Source organism: Sphingomonas melonis DAPP-PG 224, from assembly GCF_000379045.1.
Lineage (GTDB): Bacteria > Pseudomonadota > Alphaproteobacteria > Sphingomonadales > Sphingomonadaceae > Sphingomonas > Sphingomonas aquatilis.
On sequence record NZ_KB900605.1, the window covers coordinates 547,800 to 567,908 of the forward strand.

Genomic DNA, 20,109 nt, shown 5'->3' on the forward strand with positions numbered 1-20,109 from the left:
GCGCAACACTCGGCACGGCCACGCCCCCAATTCGTCATCCCGGCGCACGCCGGGATCCATGGTCACGGTATGCAGGGTGGCGCGAGAGTCGTTAGCGACACCGCATCCATGGATCCCGGCGTGCGCCGGGATGACGAAAGAAAGGCAGCACCCCGTCCGACCCACCACACACCAGTCACCCCCAACAACCACCCTTGCGCCGCGCCGTCGCCGCGTCATGATAGCGCAACCGATCCGGCCGCGACGCGCCGGGTGGGAACGGGGGACAGGATGACCGACGACCAGGCGCAGCGCATCGCGAGCGATCCCCGCTACCGACGGCTCGTCCAGGCGCGCGGCCGCTTCGGCTGGATGCTCGCCACCATCATGTTCGTCGCCTATTTCGGCTTCGTTGCGCTCATCGCCTTCGACAAGCCCTTCCTCGCCCAGCCGATCAGGGCAGGCGGCGTCACCTCGCTCGGTATCCTGATCGGCTTCGCGCTGATCCTGCTCGCGATCCTGCTCACGGGCCTCTACGTCACGCGCGCCAATCGCGATTACGACGCTGCGCTCGCCGCCCTGTACGCGGACCATGGCGCATGAGCCGCCGGATCGCAGCGTTCGCCGTCGGCGCCCTCCTCCTCGCCGCCGGCCCCGCCTATGCCGACGCCATCGCGGGCCAGACCCGGCAGCAGCCGACCAACTGGACCGCGATTGCGATGTTCGCGGCCTTTGCGCTCTTCACGCTCGGCATCACCCGCTGGGCGGCGCGGCGCACGCGCACCGCCGCGGATTTCTACACCGCGGGTGGCGGCATCACCGGCTTCCAGAACGGCCTCGCCATCGCCGGCGACTATATGTCCGCCGCCAGTTTCCTTGGCATTTCGGCGCAGATCTTCACCGATGGCTATGACGGCCTCATCTATTCGATCGGCTTCCTCGTCGGCTGGCCGATCATCCTGTTCCTGATGGCCGAACGCCTGCGCAACCTCGGCAAATACACCTTCGCCGACGTCGCCAGCTTCCGCTTCGCGCAAGCCCCGGTGCGCAGCTTCGCGGCGACCAGCACGCTCGTCGTCGTGCTCTTCTACCTCATCGCGCAGATGGTCGGCGCGGGCCAGCTCATCAAACTCCTCTTCGGCCTGCGCTACGAATATGCGGTCGGCATCGTCGGCGTGCTGATGACACTGTACGTCCTGTTCGGCGGCATGACCGCGACCACCTGGGTCCAGATCATCAAGGCAGTATTGCTGCTGGGGTCTGCCACCTTCATGGCGCTGATGGTCCTCGCGCAATTCGGCTTCAGCCCCGAAGCGCTCTTCGCCCGCGCGGTCGAGGTGAAGACGGGCCTCGCCGCCGCCACCGGCCTGTCCCCCGCAGAGGCCGCCGCCAAGGGCGGATCGATCATGGGGCCCGGCAATTTCATCAAGGATCCCGTGTCGGCGATCTCATTCGGCATGGCCCTGATGTTCGGCACCGCCGGCCTGCCGCACATCCTGATGCGCTTCTTCACCGTCCCCGATGCCAAGGCGGCGCGCACGTCGGTGCTGTGGGCGACGGGGTGGATCGGCTATTTCTACCTGCTTACCTTCATCATTGGCTTCGGCGCGATCGTGCTGGTCGCGACCAACCCCGGTTATCTCGACGGCGACGGCGTGCTGATCGGCGGCACCAACATGGCCGCGATCCATCTGGCGCAGGCGGTCGGCGGCAACCTGTTCCTGGGGTTCATCTCCGCCGTTGCCTTCGCCACCATCCTCGCGGTCGTCGCCGGCCTCACCCTGTCAGGCGCGTCGGCGGTCAGCCACGATCTCTACGCGACCGTCTTCCGCAAGGGACAGGCGGACAGCGCCGCCGAACTCGCTGTCTCGCGCCGCACCGTGCTGGTGCTCGCCGCGGTCGCGATCCTGCTCGGCATCGTGTTCCAGAAGCAGAACGTCGCCTTCATGGTCTCCCTCGCCTTCGCGGTCGCGGCGTCGGGCAATTTCCCGGTGTTGATCCTGTCGCTGCTCTGGCCGGGCGCCACCACGCGCGGCGTCGTCGCAGGCGGCACGCTGGGCCTCGTCCTCGCGGTGGGGCTCACCATCCTGTCGCCCGCGGTATGGGTCACGATCCTCGGCCACGAGAGTGCGATCTTCCCCTATTCCTCGCCCGCGATCATCTCGATGCCGATCGCCTTCCTGACGATCTGGCTCGTCTCGATCCTCGACACCTCGCCCCGCGCCGCGATCGACCGCGGGGGCTATCCCGCCCAGCGCGTCCGCGCCGAAACCGGCATCGGCGCGAGCGGGGCGTCGGCGCACTGAGGGTTCACGCGAAGACGCGAAGACGCGAAGACGCGAAGACGCGAAGATGTCTCGTGCGCGGCAGCGCACTGTCTCATCCTTCGACACGAATGGAGAGCCGCAATCGCGGCAAACACATCATCGTCGCGTCTTCGCGGCTTCGCGTGACCCCTCAATTCCCCAGCCACGCCTTGCGGAACGCCAGCTGCGCCGGCGTCACCGCCGCCCCCACCGTCTCGCCGCGCACGACCGTGAACGCGGGATCGACGGCCAAACGCAGCGTCGCCGTCCGCTCGACCCCACGCTGGCGATAGCGGACCGGCACCGCATCACCCGGCTTGTGCGAGGCGAGCAGCGCCATCACATCCTCGGCCGAATTGGCGGGCATGCCGCCGACGCTCAGCAACACATCGCCCTCCTCCAGGCCCGCCGCATAGGCCGGCGAAGACGGCGCGGGCGGAGCGGCGATCGCCACCCCGCTTCCACCCTCATCCGCCTTCAGCGCAAACCCCGCCCAGGCCGCGCCGGGCGCGCGCGGCTGCATCGCCAGCCCCGCCTGGGCCAGCAGCGGCGCGAAATCGGGCAGCCCGCTCGCATGGACATATCGGTCGAAGAAGCCCTTCGCGAACGCCGGATCGCGCGTCACCTCGGCGAGGCCACGCTCCAGGTCGGCGGGCGTATAGGGCTTTTCGGCATCGCCCCGCGTCTCCCACAAATGCCGCATATAGCTGTCGAGCGTCACGCCCGGAAACCGCTGCCGCAGCTGAAGATCGAGCGCCAACGCCACGACGGCGCCATACGGATAATAGGAAATGAAGATGTTGGGGTTGGTCCGGTCGATTGACTTCGCCGCATCGACGAAGGGCGCGCGCAGGCTCATCTCCTCCGGCCCGCCATACCGCCGCCCGCTGCCGTTGACGACGCCGTTCAGCGTGCCGCCCAGCCCGCGCAGGAAATCGTCGACGCTGCTCTCGCCCGCGCGACGGATCAGCAGCGGCCCGTAATATTGCGTGAAGCCTTCCGCGAACCACAGGCTCGGCGTCGGATTGGCGCGCGTGAAGTCGAACGGCTCCAGCTCGGCCGGGCGCAGCCGCTCGACGTTCCAGCTGTGGACGAACTCGTGGCTCAGCGTATTGAGCTGCGCGTAATTCGCCTCGGCCAGCCCCCGCGGCTGGGTGATGATCGTCGAGTTGCGATGCTCCATCCCATCGCCCGCGATCTGCGGCATATAGTCGGCGATGAAGGTATAGGTGCCGTAATCGTAGCGCGGCGCACGGCCGAACAGAGCATAATGTTGCGCGATCACCCGCTTCGTCTTGGCGGCATAGGTGTCGACCTCCGCCTCCGTCCCCATGTGATGCACCGCCAGCCGGATCAGATACGTCTTGCCGGTCGCGTCGGTCATCGGCCACTGGCGCAGCGAAAAGGGGCTGAGCTCGGTCGGGCTGTCCATGAAATACTGAAAGTTCGGCGCCCAATACGTCCCCTCCGCTTTGCCCGCGGGCAGCTGCGTCGCGACGCGCCATTTGGGGTCGAAGGCGTGGAAGCGCACGCGGATCGGCTTGGAGTCATAGCCGGTCGCCCACAGGAAGGTCGCCGGCATGTTGAGATGCGCGTGGGTAGCATCGATCTGCGCGTAGGTTCCGTCACCCCAGTCGCCGAACAGCGTGTAGGTGACGACCACGGTGCCGTCATGGCCCGCCACCGTCCAGCCATAAGGATCAGTCCGCGTCAGCGCGAGCGGCCGCCCGTGCCCATCCTTCGCCGACACCGCATAGACGTTCTTCGCGAATTCGTGGATCGCATATCGCCCCGGCGACGAACGCGCCATCTGCACGCGCAGCGGCCCCGCCGGCACGCCGCGGAACGTCGCGGTCACCTGCGCCTCGTGATGCACCGCATTGGGAAAGGACACGTCATACGCCACCGGCGCGGCCTCGCCCGGATCGCCCGCCTGCTGCATCGCCAGCGCCTGCGCCGCGAGCTGGTCGGCCGTCTGCGCCCCGGTCGCGGCCATCGCCGGCCCTGCCATCGCCAGCGCGCCTGCCCCCAATACCGCTGCCGCCACCATCGCCCGCATACCCAACCCTTCCCTATTCGGTGACGACGATGCCCGCCCGCGCTTTGCCCGCGCAACAAAAAAGATCCCATGGGCGCGGGCTGGCGCCGGTTGAGGCAGACTGACCTTCCCGCTTTGTCGTGAAGGAGGTTGCCCGTGCCCGTGTCCGTCTCATGCCATGCCGCCGTCAGCACGCAGCTGAACGCAATCTTCGTGTCGCTGGAGCTGAGCCGCTCCACCTGGCTGGTGACGTCGCTGTCGCCGGGTCGCGGCGAGCGGATCTCGCGGCATCAGGTGAAGGGCAGCGACGTGCCGGCACTCCTGGAGCGGTTCGCGCAGTTACAGGCGAAGGCCGAGGCGCGGATGGGCGAGCAGTACCCGTTGGTCGTCATCCAGGAGGCGGGCCTCGACGGCTTCTGGATACACCGCTGCCTGGTGCGCGAGGGTATCGAGAGCTACGTCGTCGACGCCGCCTCGATTGCCGCTTCACGACGCAGCCGGCGCGCCAAGACGGACAAGCTCGACGGCGAGGCGCTGGTCCGCACGCTGCTGGCCTACAAGCGCGGGGAGCCGCGGGTGTGTGCGATGGTGGCGGTGCCGAGCGTCGAGGACGAGGACCGGCGACGCATCTCGCGCGAGCGGCGGGCTTTGGTCGTGGAGCGGGTGCGGCACGTCAACCGCATCAAGGGCCTGCTGTTCGCGCAAGGGGTCGGCGACTACGAGCCACTGCGCGCCGACCGGCGGGCGCGGCTGGACGAACTGGTGACCGGCGATGGACGACCGCTGCCCCGGCATGTTCGCCGCGAGATCGAGCGCGAGCTGGACCGGCTGGAGATGGTCGTCGGCCAGATCAAGCAGGTCGAAGCCGAGCGCGACGCGCTGCTCGAGCCGCGGTCGGATGCCGCCGGTGAGGCGGACACTGGTCCCCGGCTCATCCAGTTGCGCGGCATCGGTCCTGAGTTCGCCGGCGTGCTGCACGCAGAAGCGTTCTTCCGCAGCTTCAGCAATCGACGACAGGTCGCCGCCTATGCCGGGCTGGCCCCATCACCGTGGCAAAGCGGCAGCATGGACCGGGAGCAGGGCGTGTCCAAGGCGGGCAACAAGCGGTTGCGAACGACCATGATCCAGGTCGCCTGGCTGTGGCTGCGTCATCAGCCGGACTCGGAGCTGACGAAGTGGTACGCGGAGCGGGTGGGCGCGAACGGTGGTCGCGCGCGGCGGGTCATGATCGTGGCAGTCGCACGCAAGCTGCTGATCGCGCTGTGGCAGTTCGTCTCGGCCGGCGTGGTGCCCGCAGGCGCGCTGCTGAAGGCCGCATGAGCACGTAACCCGATACGAGTTCCCGCAGGGCATCGTCCCTGCCGGATCCAGGTGGACGGACCGGAGGTCCCTGTTGGCTTCAGATGCCGAAAAAAAGGTTGGTCCCGTCTCCTGAGCCAGACCCGACGCAAGCGGGATTGTGGTGCAGCCGCGCACGAGCGGCGACCGGATGTGAGGTTAGAGCGGACCGGTCACCGGGACGCTTGTTGCAACAGGCTCAGGCCAGTGATCCAGAAATTGAGGAGGACGACCATGGCCTGACGCTCTGACCATTCCTGACGATTGATCTGGAATGGCGACGACAAAGCGATAAGCTGGCGTCATGTACGCCGCACGAGCCAAGCGCACCTATCCTTCAATTTGGCGGGTGATCCTCGCCTTTGTAGTGGTCCCGGGCGCAGCCGCCTTGTTGATGGCTATTGCTATGCCAGCATATGAGGGCATCACCGATCCGCTCGAACGGATCTGGCGGAGCGCTGTGGCATTTGCCGTGTTTGGCGCTTACCCTCCAGCCTTTATCATCGGGCTCCCGGCGTTCTTCATGTTACGCCGACACGTCAATGCGACAATCATCAACTGCGCTGCGACTGGTGCAGTGGTCGCCGCTCTTCCCTGGCTCGTGCTCGCGTTAATAAGTCGACCGGATAATGCGAGCATTGATGGACGATCAACCGTCATCGACGGATCTTTGACTGCTTACGGATGGCTGATGAACTTCTACTACGTCGGCCAAATTGCCCTATTAGGCGCTATTGCAGGCGCGCTGTTTTGGTTCATTGCTGCGGCTGGCAGCCGAACCGGCAAGGTAGAACAGATATGATTGTGCGGAAGGAAAGAGGCTGCACGCTCTACCGCACAGCCTCTTGACCTGAGAACTCCCATGTGAGGGGCCCCGCCGCAGCGGAGCCCCCCAGGTATGCCGTCGGTGCCCCGCTTAGAAGCGGAACGACGCGCCCGCGCGATACTGGCGCCCGATCAGGCCGGCGTAATGCCAGGTGGTCAGGAAGTTCGGCGCGCTCGAATAGGCGGCCGGCGCGACCGGCGCCTTGGCGTCGAACACGTTCTTCACGTTCAGGAAGAAGGTGAACTTGTCGTTGACCTTCACCGTGCCGTTCAGATCGACGTTGATGAACGGGCTGACGTAGCAGAAGGCTTCGTTCTGCGGCGACGAACGCGTGTACAAATTGCCGTTCGCGCAATCGAGCGGCAGGCCCTGGTCTTCCGACACCGCCTTGATGCGGCTGACGTAGAACGCCGTCGCCGACAGCGAGTAATCGCCGAAGTCCAACGTGTTCTGCCAGTTGCCGCGCCACGACGGCGTGCCGTTGCCCGACGACAGGTCGTACGGGCCCATCGTGCCGGCATAATGCTGCACACCCGCCGAGGTGACGAGGTTGTACTTGATGACGTGCGTCGCTTCGATGCGGCTGGTGAACTTGATCCCATCGCCCAACGGCACGGTCGCCGTCGCCGAGAAATCGATGCCCGAGGTCAGCGCATAGTTCGCGTTCACATACGGCACGTTGATGATGAGGACACGCGGCAGCGCGTTCGGGAACAGCGGATCGACCGCGTCGGTCGTGTTCACCGAATAGCCCTGGCCGACCCCGGCCACCGCGGTCTGCGCCGCGGCGAGGTTCGCTGAATTGTAATAGGCCGCGACCGCCTTGCCAAAGTCCGGACCGGTGACGATCAGGTTCTTCTTGCGGACATTGTAATAATCGACCGTCAGGCTCAGCCAGCGCACCGGCTGGAAGATCACGCCGCCGGTGAAGCTGCGCGAGATTTCCGGCTGGAGGTTGGGGTTGCCTGCAAGGCCGCGGCCCAGATTGTAGTTGAGGTTATAGGGGTTGCCGTTCGCCGAGCACGACGCCGCCGTGCCGGTGCCGCCGTGCTGCAGAATGAAGTTACACGGCGGGGTCGTCGACACGAAGCCCGCATACTGGCTGCGCGGACCCGATTCGGCGAAGGTCGGCGCGCGGAAGCCCTCGGCATAGGTGCCACGGATCGCCAGTTCCTTGATCGGCGTGAACTTGACACCGACCTTCGGCGAGAAATGGCTGAAGCCTTCCGAATAATGGTCGTAGCGACCCGACACGTTCAGCTCGACCTGGTCGAGGATCGGCGCATCGGCTTCAAAATAGGCGGCCGACACGGTGTGCGACCCGAACGCCGAGGCGGTCGACAGGCCGTAGGTGTCCAGCGCGGCATTCTGGTTGTTGTTCTCCAGCGTCTCGCGACGCACCTGCCCGCCGATGGCGAGCTGGAGCGGACCGCCCGGCAGGTCGGCGAGGCGTGCGGACAGCGACGCATCCAGCGCCGCCTGGGTCGAGAACGACGGCGTCACCTTGTTGGGCGAGATCGCGTTGCGCACCGCCGCGCTGTTCTGCGACGGGTTGACGAAATTGTACGACCCCGTGTTGATCGCCTGGGCGAGGCCCGCGATGTTGATCAGGCCGCGTTGCGTCAGCTGAATCTCGTCGCGTGCGTACACGCCCTCGACACGCCAGTTGTAACGGCCGTCGCCGAAATTGCCGTTCAGGCCTGCGGTGGCGCGGTACACCTCGTTCTTGCGATCGCTGCCGCCGGGGATGTCGCCGAACAGATAATAGATGCGCGCCGCGCCGTTGGTCGGGTCGTTGGCGAACGCTGCCGCATAGGGGTTGTTCGGATTGAGCTGGCGGTTCGCCGCGGTCGCGCAATTGGTGCCCGCCGCGCAGATGTACACCGGCAGGACGATGCCGGGGTTGTTCGACGCGACCGACGGTGCGCCGCCGAACGGCTGCGTGTTGCGGATCGCCGAGGGCGTGCCGTTAATGCTGACATCACTGCGGCTGTAGCTGCCAGTGATATAGCCTTCGACGTTGTCGGCGATGCGAACGCTGACGCGGCCCTGCAGCGAGTAGCGCTCCTGCAGCGGCTGAATCTGGCGATACAGGTCGACCAGGTCGTACTTGCAGCCGGTGCCCTGCGCCGAACCGGTGGTGACGGCGAACGTGTCGCGCGCGCAATTGGCCAAGCCCAACGCGTCGTAGCGCGTGGTCAGCGGGGCGCCGACCTGGCCGGCGAGCGGGTTGTTGAGGTCGGTCTGGCGGACGCGCGTGACATAGGCGGTCGGCACGTTGACGGTCAGCGACTGGTCGGACGCGTTATTGTCCAGTCCGCCGATCGAGGTCAGGTCCTGCGTGTTGTACGGGAATCCGCGGCTGTGGTTCGAAACACGGCCGTCGCGCTGATATTCGCCGTTCAGGTAGACGTTGAAACCCTGGCGGTCATAATCGCCATAGCCCAGCGTCAGCTGCGCGCGCTGGTGGCTCGCATCGCCGCGCTCGGCGACACCGCCTTCGACCAGGCCGTCGATGCCGGTGAAGTGCTTCTTCAGGATCACGTTGACGACGCCGCCGATCGCGTCCGCGCCATAGGTCGACGATGCGCCGTCCTTCAGCACTTCGATCCGGTCGACCAGGCTGAACGGGATCGAGTTGAGGTCGACATAGGCGTTATGGCCATCGTCGTTCAGCGGGAAATTGGCCGAGCGCAGCCCGTCGATCAGCACGAGCGTCGACGACACGCCGAGGCCGCGCAGCGACACGGCCGAACCGCCGGCCGAGAAGCCCGACTGGAAGCCGGTGCCGATCGAGCCCGCGCTGTCCGCCGAGATCGAACGGATCGCGTCCGACGCGGTGGTGATGCCCGCCTTGGCCAGCGTGTCGCTGGTCAGCACGGTGACCGGTGACGGCGTTTCGGTGTCGGTGCGACGGAACAGCGAACCGGTGACGACGATGTCGCTCGCCTTGTCCTGATCGCTCGCGCCCTGCGTCGTGGTCGGATCGGTCTGCTGATCCTTGATCTCGAGCTGCGCAGGCGTCTGCGTCGCGGTCTGCGCGAACGCCGGAGCGGCCCCCAGCACCAGCGCCAGCGGCGTCGCCGCGGCGAGCAGAGCCGCCTTGCGCGTCACATCGAATCGAGCGGTTTTCGTCACGTATATCCCCTTTGCAACGGCGCCGTTTTCGGTCGCCCCATGCGTCATCGATTTGGAATGTCAGTCTTCTGGACTGCGTGACGCTTGTGTGACTGTCTTGCTCGCGTAAAGCACGTACTGCTGACCTATTTCCGCTTTCAGCAACGTTGCGTTGCAAAACAGCCACAGCGAGTGGCGCTATGTTGCGCGGAAGGCCCGGTCACCGACCCCAAGTTGCCGCAACTGGCGGAATGAGGAAATGCCACCCTCGTATCTCCGCCGCGCGGAGCGATGGCGGACCCAGACGCGCGGACCGATCGATATCGCTCGCGGCGCTAAACGGACATCATCGCGGGTGCAGCCTGGATGTCCCGGCGCCATACAATCGGTCCCTATGTCGGACGGACAGCGAGCGCCGCGCAAACCCCGCTGCGTCAGTCTTTCCGACCGAACAATCGCCCCAGCATCGCCTCCGCCACCTTGCCGACCGCATCGGCGATCGCCTGCGGATCGGGCTGCGTCTGCGTGCCCTGCGGCGGGACGGGCGAGACGGGCGGCACCGGCGGGACAGGAGGAACCGGCGGAACCGGGGGCACGGGCGGCACCGGCACCTCGGGCGGGCGCGGCGCGTCCGGCTTGGCGGCGCGCTCGGCGCGTCCCTTGGCCAGCGCCGCGGTCGCCGCGGCCGCAGCCATCGTCAGCCCCGCCGCCAGCATCTCGCGCCCCTGCGGGCTGTTCGCCTTTTCGAGCAGCGCACCGCCCACCTCGCGCACCTCCTTGGGCAGCTTCACGCCCAGCACTTCCTTCGGAAGCTTCGCCTTCTTGTGCTTCTTGCCCATCGCGCCTTCTCCTCGTGTGGCACAGACGTAAGACACCGCTGGCATGCTTTCAATGCGGCTCGAAATCGCGCGCAAGCGTTCCTACCTGCCAGACTAGCATCAGAAACAGAACAGAAGTAGAACCCGCTTCATGCTGACCAAAATTTCCGTCCGCGGCGCGCGCGAGCACAATCTCAAGGACGTCGACGTCGACATCCCCCGCGACACGCTGACGGTCATCACCGGCCTGTCGGGGTCTGGCAAATCGAGCCTCGCCTTCGACACCATCTATGCCGAGGGGCAGCGCCGCTACGTCGAATCGCTGTCGGCCTATGCACGCCAGTTCCTCGAGCTGATGCAGAAGCCCGACGTCGACCATATCGAGGGCCTGTCCCCCGCCATCTCGATCGAGCAGAAGACGACATCGCGCAATCCGCGCTCGACCGTCGCGACCGTCACCGAAATCTACGATTACATGCGCCTGCTCTGGGCGCGCGTCGGCATCCCCTATTCGCCCGCCACCGGCGAGCCGATCGCCGCGCAGACCGTCAGCCAGATGGTCGACCGCGTCATGGCGCTGCCCGAGGGCACGCGCCTGTACCTGCTCGCCCCCGTCGTGCGCGGGCGGAAGGGCGAATATCGCAAGGAACTCGCCGAATGGCAGAAGGCGGGCTTCACCCGCGTGCGCATCGACGGCACGATCCATGAGATCGACGAGGCGCCTGCGCTCGACAAGAAGTACAAGCACGACATCGAGATCGTCGTCGACCGCCTCGTCGTCCGCGCCGACGCCGCGACGCGCCTGGCCGAAAGCTTCGAAACCGCGCTGAAGCTCGCCGACGGTCTCGCCTATATCGACCCGGCCGACCCCGTCGAACCACACACCCCCAAGTCCGAAGTCCTCGGCGACAACGCGCCCGCCGGCCGCATCGTGTTCAGCGAAAAGTTCGCCTGCCCGATCAGCGGCTTCACCATCGCCGAGATCGAACCGCGCCTGTTTTCGTTCAACGCCCCCCAGGGCGCCTGCCCCGCGTGCGACGGCCTCGGCGAAAAGCTGCTGTTCGACGAAGACCTCGTCGTCCCCAACCACGACCTCAGCATCAAGAAGGGCGCCGTCGTCCCCTGGGCGAAGTCCAACCCGCCCAGCCCCTATTACATGCAGGTCCTCGGCTCGCTCGCGCGCGAATATAAATTCGACCTCGATACGCCGTGGAAGGACCTGCCCCCCGAAACGCAGGACGTCATCCTGTTCGGCACCAAGGGCAAGGCGGTCACGCTCACCTTCGTCGACGGCAAGAAGAGCTACGACGTCAAGAAACCGTTCGAGGGCGTGATCGGCAACCTCAACCGCCGCCTGCTTCAGACCGAGAGCGCGTGGATGCGCGAGGAGTTGGGCAAATACCAGTCGTCGCGCCCGTGCGAGGTCTGCCACGGCGCGCGCCTCAAGCCCGAAGCGCTCGCGGTCAAGATCGCGCATACCGACATCGCCCACGCCACGCACCTCAGCGTGGTCGACGCGCTCGCCTTCTTCACCGATCTGCCCAACCACCTCGGCGACCAGCAGCGCGCGATCGCCGAACGCATCCTGAAAGAGATCGTCGAGCGCCTGGGCTTCCTCAACAACGTCGGCCTCGATTACCTCAACCTCGATCGCACGTCGGGCACGCTGTCGGGCGGCGAGAGCCAGCGTATCCGCCTGGCGTCGCAGATCGGCAGCGGCCTGTCGGGCGTCTTGTACGTCCTCGACGAGCCCAGCATCGGGCTGCACCAGCGCGACAACGACATGTTGCTCGCGACGCTCCGCCGCCTGCGCGACCTCGGCAACACCGTGCTGGTGGTCGAGCATGACGAGGACGCGATCCGCACCGCCGATTACGTCATCGACATGGGGCCGGGCGCCGGCGTCCACGGCGGCCAGATCGTGGCGCAGGGCACGCTCAAGCAATTGCTCAAGAGCAAGACCAGCATCACCGCCGATTACCTCAACGGCACCCGCCAAGTCCCCGTCCCCACGCAACGCCGCAAGGGCAACGGCAAGAAGCTGACCGTCCACAACGCGCGCGCCAACAACCTCACCGGCGTGACCGCGTCGATCCCGCTCGGCACCTTCACCTGCATCACCGGCGTGTCGGGATCGGGCAAGTCGAGCTTCACGATCGACACGCTCTACGCCGCCGCCGCGAGGCAACTCAACGGCGCGCGCATCCTGGCGGGCAAGCACGACAAGGTCACCGGCCTCCAGCACCTCGACAAGGTGATCGACATCGACCAGTCGCCGATCGGCCGCACGCCGCGGTCGAACCCGGCGACCTACACCGGCAGCTTCACGCAGATCCGCGACTGGTTCGCCGGCCTGCCGGAGGCGCAGGCGCGCGGCTACAAGCCCGGCCGCTTCAGCTTCAACGTTAAGGGCGGCCGCTGCGAGGCGTGCCAGGGCGACGGCGTGCTCAAGATCGAGATGCACTTCCTCCCCGACGTCTACGTCACCTGCGACGTCTGCCACGGCGCCCGCTACAACCGCGAGACGCTGGAGGTGAAGTTCAAGGGCAAGAGCATCGCCGACGTGCTCGACATGACCGTCGAGGACGCCGCGGAGTTCTTCAAGGCCGTGCCCCCGATCCGCGACAAGATGGAAATGCTGGTCGAAGTGGGCCTGGGCTACGTCAAGGTCGGCCAGCAGGCGACCACCCTGTCGGGCGGCGAAGCACAGCGCGTCAAGCTCGCCAAGGAACTCTCACGCCGCGCCACCGGCAACACGCTCTACATCCTCGACGAACCGACGACGGGCCTGCACTTCGAAGACGTGCGCAAGCTGCTCGAAGTCCTCCACGCGCTGGTCGAGCAGGGTAACACCGTCGTCGTCATCGAACACAATCTCGACGTCATCAAGACGGCGGACTGGATCGTCGACCTGGGCCCCGAAGGCGGCGTGAAGGGCGGTGAAATCGTCGCCACCGGCACGCCGGAGGATGTGGTGAAGGAGCCGCGGAGCTTTACGGGTAAGTATCTAGCGCCGTTGTTATAGCGGCGGGCCCGGGAGGCCATAGCAGCACAGTAGGGGGCGTCTTGCGTGATTCGCTACATGCATTAGAAAGCTTCGAATAAATCGGAGGTCAATGTGCTTCGCCGTTTGGTGTTGGAGAATTTCAAGGCGTGGAAAGAGGTAGACGTTAGCTTTCGTCCTATCACGTTGATATATGGCGCCAACAGCTCCGGGAAAAGCAGCCTTTTACAGTTTTTGCTTTTGCTAAAGCAAACAAAAGACTCAAACGATCCGCTGGTCGCTTTAGATTTCTCCGGAGCACTGACAGACTTGGGATCATTTCGTGATGCCGTGTTCCAGCACGACGATACGAATATGCTAACATGGGACATGACCTGGTCTCTTCCCAAAGTTTTGAATATCAACGATCCAGCAAAGACAAAGCCAACTAGGCTTTTTTCCGGCGAAGACTTGACGATTAGTGTTGAAGTAGCTGCCAAGCGTCGGCAGGTAGAGACGCAGTACATGGCGTATCGCTTTGGCAAAGCCTCTTTTTTGATTTCGCGAAAAGAAGAGAAGTCCCGCTATCAGCTGGACACGCACGATACCGATTTTCGGTTTGTCCGCACTCTCGGCCGAGCGTGGGACCTTCCTGAGCCAACGAAGGGCTATTCTTATCCTGATCAGGCTCAGACTTATTTTCAAAATGCTCAATTCTTGCGAATTTTTGAGTCAAGCTATGTTGAACAGATTGACAACCTTCTTTATCTGGGACCATTAAGAGAGGATCCGCAGCGCCAATACACTTGGTCTGGAAGCAATCCCTCGGATGTCGGCCCTAGGGGCGAGCGAACGGTTGAAGCCATTCTCGCCGCAGATGAGCGTGGCGAAAAACGCAACGTCCGCAAACGCCAGAAATTAATGGGATTTCAAGAGACGATTGCATGGTGGCTTCGAGAGCTAGGCTTGATTGAATCTTTTCAAGTTAGAGAACTGTCGGAGGGGTCCGGACTATTTCGTGTATTTGTCAAGAAAACGGCAGCGTCGTCCGAAGCGGCGCTCACCGATGTTGGCTTTGGTGTTTCACAAATATTACCGGTCTTGACGCTGCTGTATTACGCGCCGGAAGGCTCGTCCATTCTTATGGAGCAGCCCGAGATACATTTGCACCCCGCAGTTCAGGCCGGCCTTGCCGATCTGTTTATATCAGTCGCAAAAGTAAGAAAACTGCAGCTTATTGTCGAAAGTCATAGCGAACATCTTCTCACACGCATGATGCGCCGTATTGCGGAGCGCGATACCGCGTATGGAAATGTATCTAACGACGACGTCGCCGTCTACTTCGCTGATAACCGCGAAGGAAGATCTAATTTGGATAATCTCCGTTTAAATTCGGACGGCGTTATAGAAAATTGGCCTAAAGACTTCTTCGGGGATCAATTTGGAGAGATTATTGCCCGTGAAACTGCGGTTATAAAACGGCGAAGAGAGGAAGCTTGAATCTAGCTATAGACGAAAACGTTATCGCGGTTGCTAACGATATAGGCCGGTCGTTGCAGGGCCTTGCTCTGCTTTGCCCTGAGGCCGATGACGACTGTCGCCTCGCTTGCATCGAAGCATTGCAGCGAGCAATTCGTTCCGAGATCGTGCTTCTGGATGATCAAGACCTTGTTTTAAGCTATTATCGGCGCAAAGCATCTATGTCAGGTCAACCGGGAAGTGGCGACGCATTCCTGATGGCCGTATATCAAAATTCATATAATCCTGAGCGAGTTCTTCGGATCGGCCTACCAGAAGAGCATGGCCGAGGTCTTCCAGAGTCATTCGTGCAGTGTGGGTTCGACGCCGACGACATGATCTATCTCGCTCTGGCTCGCAATGCTCCTCCGGCACAAGTATTGAACGCCGTGGATTCCGATTATACCGAATTTGCTGTCCAAATAGAAGAACTAGGCGTTTCGGTGGTTCAACTTTGCGGGCGGTAGGCCGCAGAGGTGTCGCGTCTGCCGGACGCTCCCGCCCTCCCCGCACGGCGAGACAAGCAAAAGACGCCGCCGCGCACGCCCGCTCTCTGCGGCCTCCGCGCCTCCGCGCGAACATAATCCTTCCTCCCGGCAGGCGCGCCGATCGCGAGGAACCCTATAGCCCCGCCGCCTTGCGCAGCGCCGCGTTCATCCGCCCCTGCCAGCCCGGCCCGTCCGCGCGGAACCGCTCGATCACATCGGGGTCGAGCCGCAGCTTCACCTGGCGCTTGGCCTGCTCGCGCAACGGTGGACGGCCACGTACGACACCATCGGGTCCGAGATAGCCGCTCGCCGGGCGAACCACCCTGCCGCCGACGCGAACCTCAGCGATCGCCGCCATGTCCTCCGTCAATTCGGGGGCGTCATCGGGGTCAATCCCATCCGACATATCTGATCTCCCATCGGTGCATTCGTCGCATCGAGATCACGCGGCATGCGCCGTCGCGCTCCGTCCAGACCACCGCCACCGCGACCTGCTCCATCCAGCCATATGTGATCTGCCGCACCTCACCGTAATCGACACGGTCATCGATGACGGTCCGGCTTCGCCCCTCGAACACCCTAGCTTCGGCGGCAAAGTCGAGGCCTCGCTCACGCAGGACCTTATCGCGTTTCTTGGGATCGAAGCTGTCTCCACATCCGCCCCCTTTATGTAGCTACACATACATCCATGTTGGACATTCCACGAGACAAACTGTCCTACACGCCCCCGCCTCGCCTACACCGCGCGACTCGCTGTCCGCCGGAGCCGCGCGCTGCTGATGTCCGATCTCGCCGCCCTGCCGCCCGCGATGCTCGCTTCCGCGAAACACGTGCGTGGGCGTGACTTTTGTGACTTTCCGCGGCCGCACGCCCTGTCCCCTCGCCGCGATCCATGGCATCCTAAGCCCATAGAAAAGAGAGAGGATCATCCATGGCCACCGCTCTACGTCCCGATTCCGTTACGGCGTCGCGGCGCGACTCGATCAGCCCGGAGGAATGGGCGCTGCGCGTCGATCTTGCCGCCGCCTATCGTCTGGTCGCGCATTATGGCTGGGACGATCTGATCTTCACGCATCTGTCCGCGCGCGTGCCGGGGCCGGAGCACCACTTCCTCATCAACCCCTACAATCTGATGTTCGAAGAGATCACCGCCTCGTCGCTGGTCAAGATCGACCTCGACGGCAACAAGATCGACGATACGCCCGCCCCCGTGAACCGCGCCGGCTTCGTCATCCATTCGGCGATCCATGCCGCGCGGGAGGATGCCGCCGCGGTGCTCCACCTCCACACGCCGCACGGGCAGGCGGTGTCGGCGATGCGCGAAGGGCTGCTGCCCCATACGCAGACCGCGATGATCGCCGGCCACGACGTCGCCTATCACGACTTCGAAGGCATCGCGACCGAGCTGGACGAGCGCGAGCGGCTGGTCGCGGACCTGGGCACCAAGAGCAGCATGATCCTGCGCAACCACGGCACGCTCGCGGTCGGCGCCAGCGTCGCTCAGGCGTTCGTGCGCATGTACTTCCTCGAACGCGCCTGCGAAGCGCAGATCCTGATGCTCAGCGCGGGGCGGGAGAACCTCAACACCCCCAACCAGGGCGTCGCCGAAAAGGTCGAGGAACAGTCAAGCGGCGCCGGCATGGCGATGCTCGCGCAAGGCCTCGCCTGGCCCGCGCTGCTGCGCAAGCTCGACCGCATCGATCCCAGCTATAGGGAGTAATCGTTCACGCGAAGACGCGAAGACGCAAAGAGGGCGCACCCGGCGAAGCCGCCTCGTCAGCCCTTAAGCGAAGACAGACCAAGGTCCTTCCCGATCGCAACACCTTGGCGTCTTCGCGTCTTCGCGCGACCATAAAGACGCGCTGACGCGCGCAGGTAAAGGCAAGCCCGATGCCCCATTACGGCGACTATCAGAACGCCATCTACTTCGCCGGCCTGTCGGGCGTGGTGCCCAAGGTGCCCGTCGACTTCGCCACGCTCGCCGCCCGCGCCACCGCGGCGATGCCGGCATCGGTGCGCGATTACGTCCAGGGCGGCTGCGGCGACGAATATACGCAGGACCATAACGCCGCCGCCTTCCGCCACTGGGGCATGGTGCCGCGGATGATGGTCGATTGCGCGACTCGCGACCTGTCGATCGACCTGTTCGGCCTGCGCCTGCCCAGCCCGATCTTCATGGCGCCGATCGGCGTTACCGGGCTGATGACCCCCGACGGCCACGGCGACCTCGCCGCCGCCCGCGCCGCCGCCGAGACGCGCGTGCCGCTGGTCGCCTCCACTTTGTCCAACGATCCGCTGGAGGACGTCGCACAGGCGATGGGCGACACCCCCGGCTTCTTCCAGCTCTACACCCCCAAGGACCGCGACCTCGCCGCCAGCCTCGTCTCCCGCGCCGAGGCGGCGGGCTACAAGGGCATCGTCGTGACGCTCGACACCTGGGTGACGGGCTGGCGCCCCCGCGACCTCAACACCGGCAACTTCCCGCAGCTGCGCGGCCATGTGCTGGCGAACTACTTCAGCGATCCCGTCTTCCGCCGCCTGCTGCAAACCCCGCCCGAGCAGGACCCCGCCGCCGCGGTGCGCAGCTGGGCGGCGACGTTCGGCAAGGTGCTGACCTGGGACGACATGCCCTGGCTGCGCTCGCTCACCAAGCTGCCGCTGATCCTGAAGGGCATCTGCCACCCCGACGACGCACGCCGCGCCATCGATACGGGCGCGGACGCCATCTATTGCTCGAATCACGGCGGTCGTCAGGCGAACGGCGGCATCGCTGCGATTGACATGCTGCCGGATGTCGTCGCCGCGGCGGGCCGCACGCCCGTACTGTTCGATTCCGGCATCCGCTCGGGCAGTGACGTGGTGAAGGCGCTGGCGCTGGGCGCCGCCGCGGTCGGTATCGGCCGCCCCTACAGCTATGGACTGGCGCTCGACGGCGCGGCTGGCGCGGCGCATGTCCTACGCTGTATCTTGGCGGAGGCGGACCTGCTGATGGCGGTCAACGGCTATCCCGATCTCGCCGCCGTACGGGCCGCGGGTGCGTCACGAACGGCCTGATCAGTCTTGATGACAGTATTTTCATTCCCTTTTCTACATTTGCTTTGATCGACCGATCAATTCGGGTCGCCGCAGGGTTGACGCGCCTTGTCTGTTGTCTAGGGCTATTGTCAGTCAAAGGAGCAAACTATGACTGATGAAACGTCCGACCTGAATGCCGTCGAACTGGCAACCGAACTGACGATTGCTTGGCTCGGCAACCCCAACACCCGTATTTCCGCTGATGAGGTTCCGGCCTTCCTCGGCAAGATGCACGACACCGTCTCGGCGCTGCTTGGCACCGGCACCACGGAAACGGAAAGCGCACCGGCGACTGAATATACGCCCGCGGTTTCGGTGCGTAAGTCGCTGGCGTCGAAGGATCACATCATCTCGATGATCGACGGCAAGCCGTACAAGACCTTGCGTCGTCACCTCGCCACCCATGGCATGACGCCGGCCGAATATCGCGAACGTTATGGCCTGAAGCCGGATTACCCGATGGTCGCCGAAACCTATTCGGAAAGCCGCCGCGCGATGGCCAAGAAGATCGGTCTCGGCCGCAAGCCCGGCGCGCGCAAGGGCGACGGCGCCGCCGCTGCCAAGCGCGGTCGCAAGCCGGCGGACGCCGTCGAGGCCTGATCGGCCACGCCCCTCCGCCGCCGCCCCCACGGCGCTGGAGGGGACGAACGCAAGACCCGCGCGGAAGGGATGCCTTCCGCGCGGGTCTTTCGTATCCGGCGATGACGAGGGGCCGCTATTGGCCGAAGGCGCCCTTGCGATACAGCAGGGTGATCGCGACGCGGCGATTGCGCGGATCACCGGGATCGTTGACGACGATCGGCTCGCGATCCGCCACCCCCTCGATCCGCTCGAAGCGCGATTCCGGAATGCCGCCCAGCGCCAGCCGCCGCCGCGTCGATTCCGCGCGGCCGGACGACAGCATCCAGTTGTTCATCGCCCTGGGGTCGCCATAGGGCACGCTGTCGGTATGGCCGCGGATCATGATCGTGTTGGGCGTCCCCGCGATCGTGCCGGCGATCATCCCGATCAGGTCCGACGCCCGCGAATCCAGCGCCGTCGTGCCCAGCGCGAACATCGAATAATCGGCATCGTCGACCAGATCGATGCGCAGCCCGTCCTGCGTCGGCACGAAGCGGATATGGCTCGCGAGCTTCGACAGGCTCTTCGAACTCATTATCTGCTTCTCGATCTCCTGCTTGATCGCCTCGAACGCCTTCTGGTCGAGCGCGGTCGCGGTCGGATTGCGCAGCGATCCCTTGTCGCCCGTGCCGCTGCGGTCGCCGCCGGTCTGCATGATCGGCACGCCGATCGACGCGATCGGCGCCGCCGCCGCCTTCGGACCCAGCTTGTTGTTGCTGAGGATCGATTCGCCGCCCAGCACGCCATTGCCGCCCAGGCCCAACGACTTCTTGTCGATCAGGGTCGGCGCGAAATAGTCGGCGATGCCCTTGCGCTGCTTCTCCGTGGTCGCGCCGAGCAGCCACAGGAGCAGGAAGAACGCCATCATCGCGGTCACGAAGTCGGCATAGGCGACCTTCCACGCACCGCCATGGTGACCACCACCGGCGATGGTGATCTTCTTGACGATGACGATCTTGGGCGGCTGGTTGTTGCCGTGCGGTGCTGCGCGCGCCATCGGAT

16 protein-coding genes are annotated in these 20,109 nt (G+C 64.7%); 10 read left to right on the forward strand and 6 right to left on the reverse strand.

The window, feature by feature from the left end:
- Positions 1-270 precede the first annotated feature (270 nt).
- On the forward strand, positions 271-582 hold the full coding sequence (locus tag SPHME3_RS0102665; protein ID WP_017977396.1) for a DUF485 domain-containing protein: 312 nt from the start codon (positions 271-273) through the stop codon (positions 580-582).
- Entirely contained in the window at positions 579-2,285 is a 1,707-nt protein-coding gene (locus tag SPHME3_RS0102670; RefSeq protein ID WP_017977395.1) for a cation acetate symporter, read from the forward strand. Before SPHME3_RS0102665 ends, SPHME3_RS0102670 begins: the two co-directional genes overlap by 4 nt.
- 151 nt (positions 2,286-2,436) lie before the next feature.
- On the opposite strand, the gene SPHME3_RS0102675 is transcribed toward SPHME3_RS0102670, so the two are convergent.
- Positions 2,437-4,344, reverse strand: a complete 1,908-nt coding sequence (locus tag SPHME3_RS0102675; protein WP_017977394.1) for a M61 family metallopeptidase — start codon at positions 4,342-4,344, stop codon at positions 2,437-2,439.
- 141 nt (positions 4,345-4,485) lie between these two features.
- On the opposite strand from SPHME3_RS0102675, the gene SPHME3_RS0102680 reads away from it, so the two are divergent.
- Positions 4,486-5,643, forward strand: a complete 1,158-nt coding sequence (locus SPHME3_RS0102680; RefSeq protein ID WP_172436192.1) for an IS110 family RNA-guided transposase — start codon at positions 4,486-4,488, stop codon at positions 5,641-5,643.
- A gap of 322 nt (positions 5,644-5,965) precedes the next feature.
- Entirely contained in the window at positions 5,966-6,463 is a 498-nt protein-coding gene (locus SPHME3_RS0102685; protein WP_018250504.1) for a hypothetical protein, read from the forward strand.
- A 114-nt stretch (positions 6,464-6,577) separates the two neighbouring features.
- On the opposite strand, the gene SPHME3_RS0102690 is transcribed toward SPHME3_RS0102685, so the two are convergent.
- Both SPHME3_RS0102690 and SPHME3_RS21255 read right to left on the reverse strand, forming a co-directional pair.
- Complete coding sequence (locus SPHME3_RS0102690) at positions 6,578-9,673, reverse strand: TonB-dependent receptor domain-containing protein (RefSeq protein WP_017977391.1); 3,096 nt, start codon at positions 9,671-9,673, stop codon at positions 6,578-6,580.
- A 365-nt stretch (positions 9,674-10,038) separates the two neighbouring features.
- Positions 10,039-10,443 (reverse strand): hypothetical protein, encoded by a 405-nt coding sequence (locus tag SPHME3_RS21255; protein ID WP_017977390.1) that lies wholly within the window; start codon positions 10,441-10,443, stop codon positions 10,039-10,041.
- A gap of 130 nt (positions 10,444-10,573) precedes the next feature.
- Between SPHME3_RS21255 and uvrA the strand changes: the two genes are divergently transcribed.
- The 3 genes from uvrA to SPHME3_RS21260 all read left to right on the forward strand — a co-directional run bounded on the left by uvrA (position 10,574) and on the right by SPHME3_RS21260 (position 15,390).
- Positions 10,574-13,447 (forward strand): excinuclease ABC subunit UvrA, encoded by a 2,874-nt coding sequence (gene uvrA / locus SPHME3_RS0102700; RefSeq protein WP_017977389.1) that lies wholly within the window; start codon positions 10,574-10,576, stop codon positions 13,445-13,447.
- Between the two features lie 93 nt (positions 13,448-13,540).
- Entirely contained in the window at positions 13,541-14,905 is a 1,365-nt protein-coding gene (locus tag SPHME3_RS20605; RefSeq protein ID WP_081609108.1) for an AAA family ATPase, read from the forward strand.
- Positions 14,902-15,390 carry a hypothetical protein gene (locus SPHME3_RS21260; RefSeq protein WP_172436185.1) on the forward strand — a complete coding sequence of 163 codons (489 nt, stop codon included), beginning with the start codon at positions 14,902-14,904 and terminating at the stop codon, positions 15,388-15,390. The genes SPHME3_RS20605 and SPHME3_RS21260 overlap by 4 nt, the downstream gene beginning before the upstream one ends.
- A gap of 154 nt (positions 15,391-15,544) precedes the next feature.
- Here SPHME3_RS21260 and SPHME3_RS0102710 read toward each other — a convergent pair whose 3' ends face one another.
- The gene (locus tag SPHME3_RS0102710; protein WP_026151780.1) at positions 15,545-15,817 is read right to left on the reverse strand and encodes a BrnA antitoxin family protein; all 273 of its coding nucleotides are present in this window, start codon (positions 15,815-15,817) and stop codon (positions 15,545-15,547) included.
- Positions 15,801-16,028, reverse strand: coding sequence for a BrnT family toxin (locus SPHME3_RS0102715; protein ID WP_081609107.1), 228 nt, complete (start codon positions 16,026-16,028; stop codon positions 15,801-15,803). The genes SPHME3_RS0102710 and SPHME3_RS0102715 overlap by 17 nt, the downstream gene beginning before the upstream one ends.
- Positions 16,029-16,342: 314 nt before the next feature.
- On the opposite strand from SPHME3_RS0102715, the gene SPHME3_RS0102720 reads away from it, so the two are divergent.
- The 3 genes from SPHME3_RS0102720 to SPHME3_RS0102730 all read left to right on the forward strand — a co-directional run bounded on the left by SPHME3_RS0102720 (position 16,343) and on the right by SPHME3_RS0102730 (position 19,086).
- A complete protein-coding gene (locus SPHME3_RS0102720) occupies positions 16,343-17,131 on the forward strand; it encodes a class II aldolase/adducin family protein (RefSeq protein WP_017977385.1) in 789 nt (262 codons plus the stop codon).
- A 170-nt stretch (positions 17,132-17,301) separates the two neighbouring features.
- The gene (locus SPHME3_RS0102725; protein WP_017977384.1) at positions 17,302-18,465 is read left to right on the forward strand and encodes an alpha-hydroxy-acid oxidizing protein; all 1,164 of its coding nucleotides are present in this window, start codon (positions 17,302-17,304) and stop codon (positions 18,463-18,465) included.
- Positions 18,466-18,594: 129 nt separating this feature from the next.
- Positions 18,595-19,086 (forward strand): MucR family transcriptional regulator, encoded by a 492-nt coding sequence (locus tag SPHME3_RS0102730; RefSeq protein ID WP_017977383.1) that lies wholly within the window; start codon positions 18,595-18,597, stop codon positions 19,084-19,086.
- 115 nt (positions 19,087-19,201) lie between these two features.
- Here the strand turns inward: SPHME3_RS0102730 and SPHME3_RS0102735 are convergent, their stop codons facing one another.
- Positions 19,202-20,104, reverse strand: coding sequence for a flagellar motor protein MotB (locus tag SPHME3_RS0102735; RefSeq protein WP_017977382.1), 903 nt, complete (start codon positions 20,102-20,104; stop codon positions 19,202-19,204).
- Positions 20,105-20,109 lie beyond the last annotated feature (5 nt).